The sequence below is a fragment of the Diaphorobacter sp. HDW4A genome (genome assembly GCF_011305995.1).
Lineage (GTDB): Bacteria > Pseudomonadota > Gammaproteobacteria > Burkholderiales > Burkholderiaceae_C > Diaphorobacter_A.
Map to the genome: position 1 here is coordinate 132,979 of NZ_CP049910.1, position 17,458 is coordinate 150,436.

Annotated in this window: 15 protein-coding genes; 11 read left to right on the forward strand and 4 right to left on the reverse strand. The window is 59.3% G+C overall.

The window, feature by feature from the left end:
- Nucleotides 1-7: 7 nt before the first annotated feature.
- Nucleotides 8-1,216 (reverse strand): site-specific integrase, encoded by a 1,209-nt coding sequence (locus tag G7047_RS00640; RefSeq protein ID WP_166299746.1) that lies wholly within the window; start codon nucleotides 1,214-1,216, stop codon nucleotides 8-10.
- A 1,087-nt stretch (nucleotides 1,217-2,303) separates the two neighbouring features.
- Between G7047_RS00640 and G7047_RS00645 the strand changes: the two genes are divergently transcribed.
- The 6 genes from G7047_RS00645 to G7047_RS00670 are packed head-to-tail and all read left to right on the forward strand — an operon-like array spanning nucleotide 2,304 to nucleotide 9,494.
- Nucleotides 2,304-2,705 (forward strand): type IV pilin protein, encoded by a 402-nt coding sequence (locus tag G7047_RS00645; RefSeq protein ID WP_305793622.1) that lies wholly within the window; start codon nucleotides 2,304-2,306, stop codon nucleotides 2,703-2,705.
- On the forward strand, nucleotides 2,663-3,310 hold the full coding sequence (locus G7047_RS00650) for a GspH/FimT family pseudopilin (RefSeq protein WP_166299750.1): 648 nt from the start codon (nucleotides 2,663-2,665) through the stop codon (nucleotides 3,308-3,310). The genes G7047_RS00645 and G7047_RS00650 overlap by 43 nt, the downstream gene beginning before the upstream one ends.
- Nucleotides 3,307-3,726: a fimbrial assembly protein gene (locus tag G7047_RS00655; RefSeq protein ID WP_166299752.1), complete on the forward strand. Its 420-nt coding sequence runs from the start codon at nucleotides 3,307-3,309 to the stop codon at nucleotides 3,724-3,726. The genes G7047_RS00650 and G7047_RS00655 overlap by 4 nt, the downstream gene beginning before the upstream one ends.
- Nucleotides 3,727-3,728: 2 nt before the next feature.
- Entirely contained in the window at nucleotides 3,729-4,970 is a 1,242-nt protein-coding gene (locus G7047_RS00660; RefSeq protein ID WP_166311794.1) for a PilW family protein, read from the forward strand.
- Between the two features lie 6 nt (nucleotides 4,971-4,976).
- The gene (locus G7047_RS00665) at nucleotides 4,977-5,561 is read left to right on the forward strand and encodes a hypothetical protein (protein ID WP_166299754.1); all 585 of its coding nucleotides are present in this window, start codon (nucleotides 4,977-4,979) and stop codon (nucleotides 5,559-5,561) included.
- A gap of 36 nt (nucleotides 5,562-5,597) precedes the next feature.
- Nucleotides 5,598-9,494, forward strand: a complete 3,897-nt coding sequence (locus G7047_RS00670; protein WP_166299756.1) for a pilus assembly protein — start codon at nucleotides 5,598-5,600, stop codon at nucleotides 9,492-9,494.
- Between the two features lie 63 nt (nucleotides 9,495-9,557).
- On the opposite strand, the gene G7047_RS30895 is transcribed toward G7047_RS00670, so the two are convergent.
- On the reverse strand, nucleotides 9,558-9,731 hold the full coding sequence (locus G7047_RS30895; RefSeq protein WP_205904696.1) for a hypothetical protein: 174 nt from the start codon (nucleotides 9,729-9,731) through the stop codon (nucleotides 9,558-9,560).
- Between the two features lie 69 nt (nucleotides 9,732-9,800).
- Nucleotides 9,801-10,712 (reverse strand): LysR family transcriptional regulator, encoded by a 912-nt coding sequence (locus G7047_RS00680; RefSeq protein ID WP_166299758.1) that lies wholly within the window; start codon nucleotides 10,710-10,712, stop codon nucleotides 9,801-9,803.
- A 148-nt stretch (nucleotides 10,713-10,860) separates the two neighbouring features.
- Here G7047_RS00680 and G7047_RS00685 point away from each other — a divergent pair, with 148 nt between their 5' ends.
- The 4 genes from G7047_RS00685 to G7047_RS00700 are packed head-to-tail and all read left to right on the forward strand — an operon-like array spanning nucleotide 10,861 to nucleotide 15,140.
- Nucleotides 10,861-11,076, forward strand: a complete 216-nt coding sequence (locus G7047_RS00685) for a DUF3311 domain-containing protein (protein ID WP_166299760.1) — start codon at nucleotides 10,861-10,863, stop codon at nucleotides 11,074-11,076.
- Nucleotides 11,077-11,096: 20 nt separating this feature from the next.
- Nucleotides 11,097-12,485: a sodium:solute symporter gene (locus G7047_RS00690; protein WP_166299762.1), complete on the forward strand. Its 1,389-nt coding sequence runs from the start codon at nucleotides 11,097-11,099 to the stop codon at nucleotides 12,483-12,485.
- A gap of 31 nt (nucleotides 12,486-12,516) precedes the next feature.
- Nucleotides 12,517-14,178: an amidohydrolase gene (locus G7047_RS00695; protein WP_371813908.1), complete on the forward strand. Its 1,662-nt coding sequence runs from the start codon at nucleotides 12,517-12,519 to the stop codon at nucleotides 14,176-14,178.
- 5 nt (nucleotides 14,179-14,183) lie between these two features.
- Nucleotides 14,184-15,140 (forward strand): GTP-binding protein, encoded by a 957-nt coding sequence (locus G7047_RS00700; protein ID WP_240939327.1) that lies wholly within the window; start codon nucleotides 14,184-14,186, stop codon nucleotides 15,138-15,140.
- On the opposite strand, the gene G7047_RS00705 is transcribed toward G7047_RS00700, so the two are convergent.
- Nucleotides 15,141-16,220, reverse strand: coding sequence for a LacI family DNA-binding transcriptional regulator (locus G7047_RS00705; protein WP_166299766.1), 1,080 nt, complete (start codon nucleotides 16,218-16,220; stop codon nucleotides 15,141-15,143).
- Between the two features lie 197 nt (nucleotides 16,221-16,417).
- On the opposite strand from G7047_RS00705, the gene G7047_RS00710 reads away from it, so the two are divergent.
- On the forward strand, nucleotides 16,418-17,416 hold the full coding sequence (locus G7047_RS00710; protein ID WP_240939328.1) for a tripartite tricarboxylate transporter substrate binding protein: 999 nt from the start codon (nucleotides 16,418-16,420) through the stop codon (nucleotides 17,414-17,416).
- Nucleotides 17,417-17,458 lie beyond the last annotated feature (42 nt).

Genomic DNA, 17,458 nt, shown 5'->3' on the forward strand with positions numbered 1-17,458 from the left:
AGGATGCTTATGACTGTGTTTTGAGCGCTTTTTCCAAAAACACAGCCCAATCGTTCATCATTTCAGCTCGTTTCATAAACAGATCACCACGTCGATATGCGGCCTCTACGGCGTTCCCGATTGTGTGAGCCAGTGCCATCTCTGCGACCTCGCGCGGATAGCTGGTCCGCTCTGCCGTCCAGTCTCTGAATGTCGAGCGCATACCGTGTGGGACCGCATCAACTTCCATGCGACGCATGACAGCCGACAGCGTCATGTCCGAGAGCATCCCGCCGCGAGGGGCTGGGAACACCAGTTCATTGCCTTCGATGCGGGGCATCTGCTTGAGCAACTGCAGCGCCTGCGGTGACAGCGGGACGCGGTGTTCTTTGTGCGCCTTCATGCGCTCAGCCGGTATCGTCCACACAGCTCCGTCGAGATCCATCTCAGACCATAGAGCGCCACGGACTTCACCAGATCGCGCCGCCGTCAAAGTCACGAATTCCAATGCTCGCGCCGCACAGCCTTGACGATGGCTTAGAGCCTCCATGAAAGCTGGCATCGCATCAATGGCAAGCGCACGATGATGCGTTACGCGGGCGATCTTCTTGGGGGCTGACAGGAGCTTGTCCAGGTGCCCGCGCCATCTGGCCGGATTCTCACCATCTCGCAGGCCTTGCACTTTGGCCCAGTCCAACACCTGCTCCATGCGACTACGCACACGCGATGCAGTCTCTGTTTTCTCTTTCCAAATGGGACGTAGCACGGCCAGCACCTGCGCTTGGCCAACGTCCGAAACCAGCACCTTGCCAATGAATGGGAAGGCATACGTTTCAAGTGATGCGGTCCATTGCGCACGATGCTTTGCGTTGCGCCATCCGTCGCTCTTGTCATCGATCAGGGCATGACACGCAGCCTCGAAGCTCATGCTCTTGGCTTGCTCAGCTCGCAGCCCGCTCAAGGCGCGTTCACGGTCGAGGATGGGGTCAATTCCTTGATCGATCTTTGCACGCGCTTCACGGGCCTTTTCTCGGGCCGCAGCGAGTGGAACGTCAGGGAATCCGCCCAGTCCCATATCTCTGCGCTTCTTGCCCACCATGGCCCTCAGGATCCATGATCGAGCGCCCTTTGCACTGACCTGCAAATAGAGCCCGGAGACGCCACCAACAGCATGCAAACCCGGCTCACGCAACCGGCCAACAGCAAGCGCTCCAAGTTCAGTTGCTTTTCGTGACATTTCTACTCCGTATAACTTTCACTCGATTTTCATACCCATCAACCTACCCATCAATTTTGATGAGATTTAGCGAGAATATAAGCGATTACGTGAGACAAATGAATAGCAACAGGTGTCCGCCATTTATGGGGAAATGAGACTTTCTGAGGTTTTCTGAAATCCTGAAAATTCGGACACCCTCTCCGCCAGAATGCAGGCTGCTTGATTGCTATTCATAGAATAGCGTCAAGCGGCCTTTTTCTTTGGTGGTTGGGATTTTTTGCCAATGGTCCCCGTCGCAAGGTGCGAGTATCGTTTCGTGCCCGGCGCGTCCTTGTGCCCCAGCACCGCGCCGACAGTGTACAGATCCACCCCCGCATTGATCATCTACGAAGCGCTGGAGTGCCTCAGGTCGTGAAAGTGCAGGTCGTCGTATCCAAGCGCGCGCAGCCTCTCGGAAGTACGCCTGCATAGTGATCCGAGCGGGCTTCTTCTCCTTCCACTCTGCAGCCGAACGCGCGCGCGGGTGAATCAGCACAATGCGCGGCGCCCCGTTTTGGGTGTCAGCCAAGTCCCAACACCCACTCACAACCTCCGCGCGCAGTACTTCGGAAAGCTGCATTTCAGAATAAAAGGCGCAGCGCGCAATGCGGCGCATCCTGCGATTCTGGATCGTTCGGATGAAGCTCATCCGTGTGGAATGGGTGAGGAGGGCTGCAGTACGTGGCGCTGGCTCTCAAGAGTCTGGCAACCCAAGCACGAGGTGAGGCGACCGCAGCGAACATCAGCGGTCATTCCCTGCGGGCAGCGTACTGCACAGATGCCGCACAACACGGCGTGTCCGTATCCGTGTTCGCGATTCGCCAAGTCACTCGGCGTCGATCTGTCGGAGCCCTTGGCCGCTATGCGCGCGGCGACCTCACATTTACGCAAGGAAAAAAACCGTGGCAAAGAAACGATCTGTGCATCAGCTGAAAACAATTGATCGCGCAGGCACGGCGGAGTTGGAATCTGTGGTGCGGTAACGCCGCTCGCCCCTGCCTGATTCAGTCATCTCGTGATGACTACCGTAATAGAGAGCTCGAGTTGAGTAATAACGCAAAGACGAATCTTCACGCTGATCGAGCTCATGATCGTCGTGGCCATCGTTGCCATCCTGGCTGCTGTCGCTTATCCGTCGTACACAGAGTTTGTTCTTCGCGGACAGGTGACGGAAGGGACGGCTGGGCTGCAAACCCTTCAGGCCCAAATGGAGCGCCACTACTCCAATTTCCGAACATACGCGACGTCGGGGTCGGTTACCACGCCTTGTGGAACCAGTTCCAAGGTAAGCGCCTTCACGTTGTCGTGCTCGGGCACACCAACTGCGTCCGCCTACACGATTCAGGCTGTTGGACAAGGGCTGACCTACACGGTCAATCAACAGAGCACGCGTGCCACGACAAGCACGCGCAGTGGTTGGGCCTCATGTGCATCAGGTTGGACTATGAAAAAGGGGCAGGTGTGCTGAAGCCGCTGCGTTCTTCCCGGCGGATGGCAGGCTTCACGATGGTCGAGCTGATGACGGCCATCTCCATTCTGGCAATATTGCTGGGCTTGGCGGTGCCATCGTTGACGGAATGGGTGCGCAACAACAAGGTGCGCGCGGTCGCCAACGCTCTGCAGAACGGATTTCGCAGCGCGCGTGCTGACGCGCTGTCACGTGGGCAGCCGGTGGTGCTGTTTCTGACGGACGCCAAGGTGGACAGCAGTACCTCCTCGTTCTCGGTTACGTCCAACGGCAAGTACTGGGCCACTTTGACGGTGCCAGGGCTGATGGTTGGCGAGACTGCGGCTTTGCTCAATTCAGGGGTGCTCGGTGATGTGGCCGAGGGTGTGACCATCAGCGGACCGTCCGCTATTTGCTTTAACAGTCTTGGCCGTCTGAGCGCCAACGCATCGCCCGGGCCATCGGGTGGCGCCTGCTCTTTGCCGACCACAGCCAACGAGTCCTTCGACATCACCATGACCGGCGCAAAACGTCGTCTGCGAGTCCTCATCTCCACGGGGGGGACAGTCCGTATGTGTGACCGAGACAAAGACATCTCCAAGTATCCGGACGGATGCCCAACATGAGTATTCATTCTTCTTCAATACGTTCCAGTCGACAGGATCAGCGCGGCGCTGCGCTGATCGAATCGCTGATTGCAGTGCTACTGTTTTCGCTTGGCGTTCTTGGTTTGATTGGGCTGCAGACGCGCGCCATCGGTATGGCCAGCGAGTCAGATGATCGCAATCGCGCGGCGTTGCTTGCGGATGGTGCAGTCACGAGTATGTGGCAGAACGCTTCAGTGACCTTGACGTCGGCGGATCTGACCCAATGGCAAAAAGATGTAGCGGATCGGTTGCCAAATGGAAGCGGGACCATCACGGCAGTGAGCAGCATGAGTCGCACTGCCGACATCCTGATCACATGGCGTCCGCCAACGCGAGGTCAGTCGGACACCAACCAACTGTCCACTCGAGTAACTCTGACAGGGCCCGACTTCTGACCATGGCCTCCACATTCAAACCTGACGCAGTCTCCTTGCGTGCCCACTTGCAAAAAGGCTTCACAATCATCGAACTGATGGTGGCGTTGGCGATTGGCCTGATCGTCACGTTGGCCGTGATGGGAATGATGGTCGTCAGCCAGACGCATGAGCGCGTCACTACCAGTTCCAACGACATGAGCCAAGGCGGCGCATTCACCGCTTCCATCCTCGACAACTCTTTGCGCAGTGCGGGTGCCGGGTTCAGTCAGTATTGGAACTTAGGGGCGATGGGGTGCCGTATCAACGCCAAGCGTGACGGCGTACAGATTCTCCCCAGAACTGCTGCACTGCCCACGCCGTTCGCCAACGTGATGGGAGGCTCGGCCGGTATCACCGACCTGCGTCTGGCCCCGCTCTTGATTGGCCAAGGGCAATCGCAGGGTGGCTCTGACGTTCTGATTGCGATGGCCGGGCTCCACAACGTTGGCGACGTGCCGCGAAACGTCGCCACGTACTCGGGAGGCCAACTGTACCTGACCAATACGGTGAGCATCCATCAGAACGACGTAGTACTGGTAAGCCGTGACGGCACCAAGGACTGCATCATGACGCAAGTGGATGGTGGTGCGAAAACACCGTTTGCAGACGTTGCCGGGCAGACTTTTCTGCCGCTTGGGGGCGCGCTGTTCAGCGATCAGTCCGCAGATGGCACAGTTTCTCTTGGTACGCTGACTTTGAACTCTGGTGGCAAAGCCATCCTGTCCGGTATCGGCTCTGTGGACAGTGTGCGTATGCAGGTTTTCGGGGTGGGATCGGACAGCACTCTTTACAGCTACGATCTGCTGCAATCGACGGGGAAGGATGCATCGGAGGCACTGATGGAAGGTGTTGTCGCCATGCGTGCGACGTACAGCGTCAACAGCAATGCGGACGACATCACCAAGTCTCCTGCACCAACGTGGCAGGCGCCCACCGGCAACTACGCATTAGATGCGTTGATTGCCCAGACCCCCCCAACCCGTATGCGTTCCATCGTTGCGGTGCGCGTGTCGCTTTTGCTGCGCAGCACCGTTCGGCAAAACCAGATGGTGGCTAGTGACAGCTACACGCTGTTGGATGGAGTTGCGGGCAGCACCACCGTCTCTATTTCGGACGCCAACCGCTACTACACCCACCGGGTCGTTGAAACCACGATTCCCCTGCGCTCCATGATGATGCGGCTGCTGCCCGCTGAGGAAGTGCAGCTCTCCACTTCAAGCTAATCATTCATGAAAGCATCTCGCAACTCCGAACGCGGCGCAGCACTGGTGCTGGCGCTTGTCGTGCTGCTGGTTCTGATCCTTGGCGGCCTCGCTGTCATGCGATCGATGAACACGGCGCTGACTACATCCGGCAATCTTGCTTTTCGCCGCGACCTGGTGAATCAAGCCGAGCAGGCGGTCGCCAAGGCTGTGGCAAGTACCTTTCCCAAGGGCTCTGCAGCGATAGGCAATGCCATTCTCAATGTGAACTACAGCCCGGTGACGCTGGCCACCAACGATCAGGGCATTCCTCTGGCGCTGGTTGACGATTCCGTCTTTGCGACAGTGGGTGTGGCTTCCAACGATCTCACAGGCGCAACAAGCGACGTCAAGATCCGTTATGTCATCGAGCGCCTTTGCAACGTGCCGACGGCATTGGCCAGTGCCACCAACTGCATCGTTTTTGAACGACCGCCCACTGGTGGAAGCGCTCATTTGAGCAACAACGCCGAGCCGGAAGTGCAGCCCGTTTTCCGCGTTTCCGCGCGCGTGCTTGGGCCACGCAATACCAAGGTGTTCATCCAGAACACCTTCACCAAGCCAGAAGTGTAAGCGGTGCGACACAAGCACCCCATCAGGAGGAAGATCATGTCCAAGCCCCATTGGAAGCGTGCGTTAGCATGCGTCATCACTGGAGCCATTCCGTTGCACGCCATGGCTGTCGTCACATTGGCGGACCAGCCGGTGTTGTCCACAACCAATGTGCCGGGCAATCTGGCATTGGCCCTTTCGGTGGAATACCCAACGGCAGAGAGCACCGCACATATCGACGATTACGACGTGGCAAAGACTTTTCTGGGCTACTTCGATCCGGACAAGTGCTACACCTACGTTGCTGATACGTCCGCGTACACCACCGTTGGCGGAGTTGCCATCGACGCCACCAAGGGCGACAACAGCTACTTCAATCCCACGAGCAAGGCCACCAGTCACGCGTGTTCTGGCACGTGGAGCGGGAATTTCCTGAACTGGGCCACCATGTCCACCATTGACCCATTCCGTTGGGCCATGACAGGTGGCAATCGCGTGGTTGATGAGGTTGGCAATACGATTCTCCAGAAGTCGTATCACTACGGCAGCTCAGCTTGGAAAGCGCGAACGCTGACCTCAGCTCAGGCGGGCGGCGCCACAGATTGGGGGAGTGGCAAGACGTTGACCATGGGAGTCGGTGCCCAAGGCTTCACCATGACGGTGACGAATGGCTCGACAACCAAACGCTACACGGTTCGGGTGAAGGTCTGTGTTTCATCTGTCGGGCTCGAGAGCAATTGCGTTGCGTATGGCAGCAACTACAAGCCAGAAGGTCTCATTCAGAAGTACTCGAATGAAATTCGTTTCAGTGCCTTTGGTTATCTGAACGACGACAACGTTTATCGCGATGGTGCGGTGCTCAGAGCACGGCAGAAGTTTGTGGGACCCACACAACCTCAGCCGGGACAACCCAGCATTGCGAACACGCTGGCCGAATGGAGCAGCACGGACGGGCGTTATGTCCGCAATCCGGACAGCGCCGATGCCACTGCAACGACGGGGCTCACAGGAACCAGCAGCAGCAATCAGATCACGATTGCCGACAGTGGAGTCGTCAACTACCTGAACAAATTCGGGCAGATCTATCCAGGCAAGTACAAATCGATTGACCCGGTCAACGAGCTGTATTACGCAGCGCTGCGTTACTACCGCAATCTGGACAACGTCTCCACATGGAGCTGGTTGAAAGGCTCGGCCACATCGACTGATGGTGCGCCCACAGCGGCTACCAACACGACTGCCTTGCTCAATACCTTTGTGAGCAATCAGAAGAAATGGCTGGATGGTTTTCCCGTCATTACCAATTGGACAAGTGCAGATCCCATTCAGTACTCCTGCCAACGCAACTTCATTCTCGGTATCGGGGACGTGAATACCCACCGGGACAGAAACGTTCCGGGAGATGATCGCTCGCAATCGAGTTCTGCTTTGGAAGAGCCGCCCATTCCAGCCTTTGGGAACGATGCCACCTTCTTCACTGCCTACAAATCCGCTACATGGGTGCGAGGCATGCAGGGGATCACGTCCAATGCTGCGGCCAATACCGGGTCTACGAACTCTCCTGACTACATGGCCGGCTTGGCTTATCAGGCCAACGTTCTGGACATTCGACCGGACGACGCCACCAAACCGCAGACCACAGGCAAGCAGACCGTCCAGACCTATTGGGTAGACGTGATGGAAAATGCTGCCTACAAGCAGAACAACAAGTTCTACATGGCGGCCAAGTATGGCGGCATGAAGGTTCCTAGCAACTACAAAGAAAGCAGCTACTCCGCGACCACTCCGATCCCGGAGGCATGGTGGTACACGAATGGAGAAACGGTCGGCACAAGTACCTCGAATTCTCAGAAGCGTCCCGACAACTATTTCACGGGCGGTCGCCCAGACACATTGGTATCGGGCCTGACACGTGCCTTTGAAAGCATCGTCGGCGACATCAAGTCTTACACCACGACCTTCTCTCTGGCTTCCAAGCAGGTCGTTGGAGACAGCGTGGCGTCTTACGCCGCCCAATACGATTCCTCCGATTGGAGCGGTGAGGTCACAGGCAGCTCAATCACCATCTCCAGTTCGGGAGACCCGGTGGTCTCGCCTACGGCCACTTGGACAACGCGCAAAGTGTTTGAGAACCAACTTGGCAGCAGTGGCTGGAACAACGCACGTTTCATTGCCACAACAACGACCTCCACAAATGGTACTTCCAGCGGTATTCCGTTTCGTTACGCCAGCCTCAGTGACGAACAGAAGACATTGCTGAATACCAGCTATGTATCGGGTGATGACGCATCCAATTACGTCAACTTTCTGCGCGGTGACTACACCAACGAAGGCAACGGATACCGGGTCCGTTCGACGACCATGTCCACCGGCATAGTGCGCAGTCGTCTGGGCGACATCGTGAACTCCAAGATCACGGCCGTTGGTGCGCCGTTGGCCAGGTACGCGGACATTTTCAATCCCGGTTACAGCGCATTCAAGACCACCTACAAGGCTCGCCCAACCACGCTGTACGTTGGCGCCAACGACGGCATGTTGCACGCTTTCAAGGGTGGGCTGGATACCGGAGCTGGGCAGGAGTTGTTCGCTTACATCCCCAGCACCTTGTTCTACAAGAGTCTGTCCGCCGACAGCGATGGGTTGCTCGCCAGACTGGGCAACCCAACATATGTGCACCGGAATTATGTCGATGCCACAGCGTTGAATTTCGACATTGACTTTGCGCGTGCGGGTGGTGCAACCCAAGCGGATGCCACCATTTCCGACTGGCGCACGGTTCTCATCGGTGGTCTTGGCAAGGGTGGCCGCAGCTACTATGCACTGGATGTGACAGATCCTTCGCTGATGACTACAGAAGCGGCTGTCGCGGGCAAGGTACTCTGGGAGTTCCCTGCACGCAACAAGCTGCCAACGGCATCGGGCGGAACATGTACCACTAACTGCATCAACATGGGCTACAGCTTTGGTGACCCTGTGGTTGTGAAAACAGCCAAGTATGGATGGGTCGTCGTGTTTTCCTCCGGCTACAACAATGCTGACGGCATCGGCCACATCTTCATTGTGAATCCAACCAATGGCGCGCTGCTTCAGGACATCACCACAGGAACGACAGCCGTTACCGGTATGGCCCGCCCAGCAGCATACGTGCTGGATTACATGGACTTTGTCTCGGACGCCATCTACGTTGGCGATCTGGAGGGGCGTGTATGGCGTTTCCCACTGAATAAGGTTGATGCGGGTGGCAACTACCTGGCTCCTACAATCATTGCAAAGTTCACTTCACCGACTACATCAAGCGCCACGCTTGGCGCGGCTCAACCCATCACGACTCAACCGCTGATCGAGATCGATCCTTGGACTCGCAATCGCTTTGTGATGATTGGCACGGGTCGTTTGCTGGATGGGTCGGACATCAGTGACCCTCAGGCTCAGTCCTTCTACGCCATCATCGATGGATACTCCGATCAGTTCGCTGCCAAAGCCTCGGACGGGGAGGATTGGCCAGCGTTGCGCACAGATTTTGCTGTGGTGACCAGTACTGATGGAACCAGCCCCGCCAAGGCCAACATGGCAGGCAAAGCGGGATGGGTGATCGACTTGGGAGTTACCAGCAACGTGGGTTGGCGCGTTATAGGAACGACCACCGCGTACAACGGTATTGTTGGTTTCTCATCGGTCCTGCCTGCAGGCGATGCATGCAATCCATCAGGACGAAGCAACGTATATGCAGTCAATTTCGCCAACGGGGCATCAGTCCTGAAGAATTCGACCAATGACATCGTGAGCTATTTGGCGCAGGATAGTCTCATCATTGACATGAGCTTCTTCAACGTGAATGGCAAGGTGCAATCGTGGATCGGCGACAGCAAGGGGAATCAGCAAAAGCTCACTGGAGCGTTCACTACACAGCGAACACGGTCGCTCAATTGGCGTGAGCTGTCGACAGTGCGTTGACGCATTGCGCGAAGAGGGGTGTTTCCCTCTGCTGGGATAGCTTGAAAATGAAAAGAGCCTCCTTCAAGGGGGCTCTTTTTTTGCTCCAGAAACCTTGGTCGATGCGCTGATCGCTGAGTTGATGGTGGCGACAGCGATCAAGAAGGGCTTCGCAGGCTTTGTGATGAACGGCGCGATCCGCAATGTGATGCGATTGGCGCAGGTACGTTCATGGCTTTTGCAGCGGGTGTCTTGCATCGAGGCCTCCAGCACGATTCACTTTGAGTTGCACGGGCTTTCTGCTTTGGGCCTTTGTCCCGCCGCAGCTCAATCCTCCTCCATCTCCCCCCAATATTCCCGCGTGAACGCGTACAGCACATCAAGTGCCGGCGAGCGCGTGCGCGTCGCGATTCTGGCGATGCCGTAGCGGCCGTAGCGGTGGGGGTCGATAGGGATGGGGACTTCGGCCATGGTGCCTTTGGCGCGTTCCCGCCGGGTGACGGCGAGGATGCCGAAGAGCAGGGTGTCGCTCGCAAGGGTGACGTCGCGCAGCGTGTCCAGGTCGTTGCAGTGCAGGGTGAAGAGCTTGTCCTGCTCGGCCTCTGGGCCCCAGAGGTCGGTGAGGCGGCGGGTGATGGCGGTGCTCAGTGTGGTGGTGGCGAGCGGGTATTGGCGCATGGTGTCAAAGTCCACGCGTTTGTGGCGCAGGATGGGGTGGCCCCCGCGGCAGACGAGACCTGCGGCCAGATGGCCGAGAGGTTCGACAGCCACATTGTTGGCGGAATTCAGGATGTAGCTGTCGCCAACGATGGCGTCGATGGATTCGCTGTGAAGTCGCTCCAGCAGCGCGGTGGTGGCGCCGAGTTCGGTGCGCACTTTGATGGCCGGGTGCTGCTGCGCCATGTGGATGAGAAAGGGCGTGAGCAGCAGCGCGGCCGGGCCGGGGGCGAAGCCGACGTTCAGGTGACCCTCCTTGGCGCCGCGCAGCAGTTCCATGTCCCGCTGCAACTGTGTCATCTCGAGGCGGATGCGCCGCGCACGTTCCGCGACGACCTCGCCGAAGACGGTGAGCCGCGCGCGTCTTGCTCCCCGGTCGAAGAGCTGGGCCTTGAGTTCATCTTCCAGCGCGCGGATGCTGCGGCTGAGCGCGGGCTGCGTGAGGTGCACGGCGCGCGCCGCGTCAGAGAAGGTACCGTGTTCGACAACGGCCAGCAGGTGTTTCAGTTTCTGGGAATCCATGATTTTCATTCATGCTTTTCTAGCAAACTTTGCATTTGAATTATAGGAACAAAGTTTCTAACATGCGTTCGACAAGCGGTCTTGCAAGCCATTTGCGAGCCATCGGCAGGCGGAACGTGCCTGCCGGATTCACTACAGGAGACAAACAATGTTCAAAGTGCTTATCGGGCTCGGTATACCGTACATCGCGGTGGTCGGGCTGCTTCCCTGGGTGTCGACGGTTGAACTTTCCCTGTTCGGCGTGCCCTTCATCTATCTGTGGATCTTTGTCTGGTTCGTGCTGACATCGGCCTGCATGTATGCGGTCTGGTATCTGTTCGACCGCCACGAACCCGAGGCGCTCGTGGCGCACGGTGAACACTGAGCCGAGAAGGAGCAGACGTCATGGCTTCCATTGTTTTTCTCGGCTTCATCGTGTATTCGCTCTATTTGGCTATCCGCTCGCGCAGGGGCGGCGGTGATCAGAGCGTGCATGATTTCTTCGTGGCCTCGCGGCAGTTCGGCGCGTGGCTGGTGTTCTTTCTGGCTGCGGGCGAGGTCTACAGCATCGGCACGATGGTGGGCTTTCCCGGAGGCATCTATGCCAAGGGCCCGACGTACGGTGTCTGGTTCCTGGGCTACATCCTGCTGGCCTATCCGCTCGGCTATTTTCTGGGTCCGAAGATCTGGGAGGCGGGCGCGCGGCACAACGCGATCACCTTGCCCGATCTGTTCAAGGGGCACTACCAGAACCGCGCGCTTGAGTTGATCGTCGCGGCCTCGGCCATCATCTTTCTGCTGCCATGGGGGCAGCTCCAGTTCACTGGTCTCGTGGCCGCGCTCAAGGGCCTTGGCTGGGACTTCACGCCGCTGCATCTGGTGCTGATATCGGCCGCTCTCGCGTTTACCTACATCGCGATTTCCGGAGTGCGCGCGATGTCGTACATCGCCATCCTCAAGGACATCCTGATGCTCGCCGCGATCATCGTGACCGGCGTGGCCGTGGGTATGCATGTGGGTGTGGATGAGGTGTTCCAGGCTGCCAGCGCCAAAGTCAGCAATCACATGAATCCGACCGAGTTGCGTTTCTCGATGAGTACGATCTTCTTTCAGTCGCTGGGCTTTTACATGATGCCGTTCGCGATCCAGAACTTCTTCACCGCCAAGAGCGCCAATACCATCCGCCGCACGCAGATCGTGATGCCGTTGTACATGCTGATGTACCCGTTCCTGGTGCTTGCCTCGTACTACGCGATCAGCCAGAACCTGGAGCTTGCATCGCCCAACGAGGCCTTCTTCGCGGCGGCCACGCGTCTGCTGCCCGGTTGGCTGCTGGGGCTGGTGGCGGCGGGTGCGGCGCTCTCGGGTCTGCTGGTGCTGGCGGGCATTTGCCTTGCGATCGGACCCATCGTCACGCGCAATCTGATGCCTTCTGTGCCCGAGCAGAAACAGAAGTTCGCGAGCAAGGTGGTGATCGTCATCTATCTGCTGATGTCCATTGTGATGACACTCGCGACACCGAATCTGATGCTCACGCTCATCAATACGGCGTACTACGGCGTCACGCAATTTTTCCCGGGTGTGCTCGCGATTCTGTTCAAGAAGAAGCTGCGCCCGATGGCGGTGGGCATGGGCATTCTGTGTGGTCAGCTCTCGGCAATCGCCATGTATGTGGAGCAGCCTGATTTCGGCGGTGTGAACCTTGGCCTCGTGAGCCTGGCCGTGAATCTGATGGTGCTATGCGTGGGCCAGTGGCTGCTTCCACGTCCGGTGGTGCAAGCAAAGACTGTGTGATCGGACACAGGAACCGAGAATGAATTTCGAGATGAACATGACAGCAAAAGACGGCGGCGGCGCCCGGATCTTTGTGGCACGCAAGATCCTCACGATGAACGCGGCACAGCCCGCTGCAACCCATGTGGCCGTGCAGGCCGGAAAAATTGCCGCGGTCGGCACTGAGGCGGACATGGCAGCATGGCCCGATGCCGAGCGGGTGGACCGCTTCAAGGACAAGGTGCTCATGCCCGGTCTCATCGAGGCGCACAGCCATCTGATGGAGGGCGCGATGTGGGATGCGGTGTATCTGGGCTACTTTGACCGACGCGATCCGGACGGCAAGCTGTGGAAGGGACTGCGCACGCTCGATGCGGTGCTCGAACGTTTGAAGGAGGCAGAGGCCCAACTGACCGATGCGAGCGCGCCGCTGCTCGGCTGGGGCTTTGATCCCATCCTGTTCGGCACCGCGCGGCTGTCGGTGAACGAGCTCGATACCGTCTCCGCCACGCGGCCCATCGTGGTCATGCATGCGAGCGTGCATCTGATGAACGTGAATTCGGCCATGCTCGCGATGGCGGGCATAGACGAGGACACCGACATCGACGGAATTCACAAGGATACGAACGGCCAGCCTACTGGCGAGCTGCAGGAGTTTGCCGCGATGTTTCCGGTGCAGAAGTTGCTCGGAAAGTCCATGTCGCTCGCAGCGGCAGAGCAGAGTTCGGCGATCTGGAAGTTCGGCCGCGTCGCGCAACTGGCGGGCGTGACCACCGCGACCGATCTGGTGAGCGATCTCTCCGACGTCGGGCTGCAGACCCTGCACGCGGTGACGGCCGACGATGCCTATCCGATGCGCGTAGTTCCAGCGTTTGCACCCCAGCGCAACCCAGAGGGCGGCGCTGGGCGCGTGCTCGCGGCACGGCAGAACGAGAGCGACAAGCTGCGCTTCGGCCCGGTGAAGTTCATCGTCGATGGATCGATCCAGGGCTTCACCGCTCGCTTGCGCAATCCCGGGTATTTCGGCGGCCAGCCCAATGGTCTGTGGTTGATTCCGCCGTCGCAGCTGCTTGATCTGTTCACGCCGTTTCACGCGGCGGGTCTGCAACTGCACATCCACACCAACGGCGACGAGGCTACCGAGGTCGTGCTCGATGTGATCGAGGAGATGCTGCAAAAGCATCCGCGCGAAGACCATCGCCACACGCTGCAGCACTGCCAGCTGGTCGACCGGGAACAGCTCGAGCGTGCCGCGAAGCTCGGCATGTGCATCAACTTCTTCTCCAACCACCTCTACTACTGGGGTGACGCGCACGCCACGCAGACCGTGGGCACCGAATGGGCCGCACGCATGAATCCTGCGGAGACGGCACGCCGGCTGGGCATCACCTTTTCGATGCATTCGGACGCGCCGATCACGCCGCTCAACCCGCTCTTCACCGCATGGTGCGCTGCGAATCGCGTATCTGCATCGGGCCGGGTGCTCGGCGAGGCAGAGCGCCTGTCGGTCGATGATGCGCTGCATGCCGTGACCATGGGCGCGGCGAAGACGCTCAAGCTCGATCACCTGATCGGCAGCATTGAGGCCGGCAAGTTCGCGGACTTCGCGGTGCTCGAGCAGGACCCGTCCGCCGTGCCCGCATCCGGGCTGAAGGACGTGCCAGTCTGGGGCACGGTGCTGGGCGGTCGCGTCTTTGAAGCACCGGCCAAGTGAATGCCATGCAGACGATGACGCCCGTACCGATTCCCATGGTGGTGGTGGGCGGCTATTTGGGGTCGGGCAAGACCACGGTGCTCAATCGTCTGCTTACCAACGTCGAGGGGCGCCGCGTCGCGGTGCTGGTGAATGACTTTGGCGAGATCAACATCGATGCAACGCTGATCCGCGCGCGCAGCAGCGATGTGATTCAGCTGGAAAACGGCTGTGTGTGTTGCTCTATAGGCGACAAGCTGGTGCAGGCGCTTGCGGCCATCGGGGAGCGCGAGGAACGCCCCGATCTGCTGGTGATCGAGGCCAGCGGTGTTTCCGATCCCATGCGTATCGCTCAGGTTGGCATGCTGGATGCTGCGTTCCGTCTGAACGCGGTCGTGGTGACGGTTGATGTGTCGAATATCGAAACGCAGCTGCGCGATCTGATGATCGGCGACATGCTGCGCCAACAGATTGCGGGTGCCACCGCACTGGTGCTCACCAAGTGCGATCTGGTGAGCACGCAGCATGTCGAAGACGTGGCTGAATTGTTGGCGAAAATCGCGCCGTGCGCGGCACTGTTTCGCGCGGAGATGGGCCACATTCCATCCTCCGTTTTTTTCGATGCAGCGCCGCGTGTCGAACGTCCGTTCGGCCATGACGGAGGCGGTTGGAAGCGGTGGGGGGCCGATGCGCTGCTGCATAACGCGATCAGCTCGTTTGCCCATCGCACGACGCAGCGATTTCACAAGCAACGACTCAAGCAGGTGCTGCGCGAGCTGCCTGCGGGAACGCTGCGCGCCAAGGGAGTGGTCCATGTGCTCGAGAAGCCCGCTGCCCAGGAGCTCCATGTGGTCGGAGGCCGCGTGCGGATCGCGGATGCGGCGGCTGCCGACATTGCAGAATCCGTGCTGGTCTTCATCGGCTGCTTTGCGCCGGGAGACGTGGCGCTGGTGCGCGAGCGGCTGGAGGGCGCGCTGGCCTGATCAGGCCCCTCTTTTCTTGCTGCGTGCGGCAGGCTTTTCTCCACCCTCCGCCGCGCTGCTGCCGCGTACTTTCAGGCTCGCTTCGAGCACGTACGCGTCCTCGCCCATATCCTCGCCTAGGCTGCTGAGAAGATAGTGCGCGGCCTTCATGCCGACCTCGCGGATGGGCAGGTGGACGGTGGTGAGGGGCGGGTTCATGTAGGCCGAGAAATCGTTGTCGTTGAAGCTGACGACCGAGATGTCCTCGGGTACGCGCACGCCGTTCTGTTGCAATCCGCGGATCGCGCCGACTGCGAGGTAGTCGCTTGCGCAGAGCAGGGCGGTCACGCCGGTGTGCGCGGCCAGTATCTGTTCCGCGGCGGTGCGGCCTTGTTCGAATCCATGTTCGGTGTGCACGCAGGCGGCGTTGATGATGCGCACGCCGCGTTTCTTGGCGGCGGCTTTCACGCCCTGCATGCGATGGCGCGAGCGGTAGCGCAGTGGGCCCAACACCTGACCCCAGATCAGGCCGATCTCGCGGTGGCCGAGATCTGCTACATGATCCAGCGCGATGTGGCCGTTGTGCGCCTCGTCGAGGCCGATGCAGTGGCCGCCGCTTTGCGGATTGCCCCACAGATGCGCATGCGGAAGGGCGGGGTAGCGCGAGAGGATGCCACTGGCTTCTTCCAAACCTTCGAAGCCGAGCAACGCAATGGCGTCGACCCCGCGCGCGAGCATCGCGGCCAGCGCGGCGAACTCGGTCTTCCCATCCGGCACGGGGGCGGATAGCAGCAGGGTATAGCCCTTCTTTGCGACCTCGCTCTCGAGTCCTTCCACCACCTGGGCGAAGTTGGAACTGCCGAACTTGAGGATGACCGCCCCGATGGTGTGGCTGCGTCGCATGGCAAGCGTGCGCGCCGCGCCATTGACTACATAGCCGAGTTGGCGCACGGCGAGCATCACACGATCACGGGTTTCCTCGCTGATCATTTCGGGGCGGCTCAGCGTGCGCGAGACCGTGCCAGTGGAGACGCCCGCCATGGTGGCGACGTCGGCGAGCGAGGCGGGTTTGGCCACGGAGGTCTGGGCGTTCTTGTTCATGGGCGCAATCGGATGCAGTTCACAAATTTGTGAAATGACTAGTGGTATCTACCGAATCTTATCCGCCCCGGTTGCACGTATCATTTTATGCAAGCGCTTGCATTGAGGTGAATTAAGAATTTCAAAAGGACGTTTCAGCGGCGCGGCGGCGGCATGCCATGCCGCAGAGGCGTCCATCCACCCACATGGAGACAACCATGGTTCGTAAGTACACAAGACGCTCCAGTCTGGCCATGAGTGCATGCGCGCTCGGGCTGTTCGGAACTGCAACCGCATCGGCTGACGAGGTCTGGCCACAGCCCGGCAAGCCGATCCGCATCGTCGTTCCGCTGCCTGCTGGATCGGGCTCGGACGTTGCCGCGCGGATGCTCGGCAAGCTGATGAGCGATGAGCTCAAGGGGCATCCGGTCATCATTGAGAACAAGCCCGGCGCATCCACCTTCATAGGTGCGCAGGACGTGGCGCGCTCCGCGCCGGACGGGCATTCGCTGCTCTACACCATCGTCATCACGCACACGCAGAATCCGCATCTCTACGCCAAGCTGCCGTATGACCCAGTGAAGGATTTCACGCCGCTTGCGCAGGTGATGAAGTCGGCCACGGTGCTGATCGCCTCGCCCAACGCGCCGTTCGGCAACCTGAAGGAACTGGTGGCCTACGGCAAGGCGAATCCCGACAAGCTGAACTACGCCAGCTATTCGCCGGGATCGACCTCGCACCTCAACGCCGAGCTGCTGCAGATGCGCACCGGAATCAAGATGCTGCACGTGCCCTACAAGGGCGCGACCGATGCGTCGCGCGCGCTGGTGGCGGGCGATGTGCAGATCTACTTTGACGGAACGGCGAGCGCGGTGGGGCTGATCAAAGCGGGCAAGGCCAAGGGCATTGGCGCGGCCACACCCACACGCGTGTCGGCACTGCCCGATCTGCCGACCATTCAGGAGCAGGGCGTGGATGGCATCAACATTGTCGGCTGGCAGGGTGTGTTCGGTGCGGGAAAGATGTCGCCAGCATTGACCGAGAAAGTCAGCGCGGTGCTGAGCAAAGTATCGCGTTCCAAGGAGATGCTGGCGCTGATTGAAACGCAGGGTAACGAGGCTTCTGGCGCGGGCGCGGCGGAGTTCGCGCGCATTGTCGCGAGCGACAGCACGAAGTGGGGCGAAGTCATCAAGGCCGCCGGAATCAAGCTGGACTAAGCTGGACCGAGCGGGTGCTCGGTTCAGGCAGGAAGAGACAAA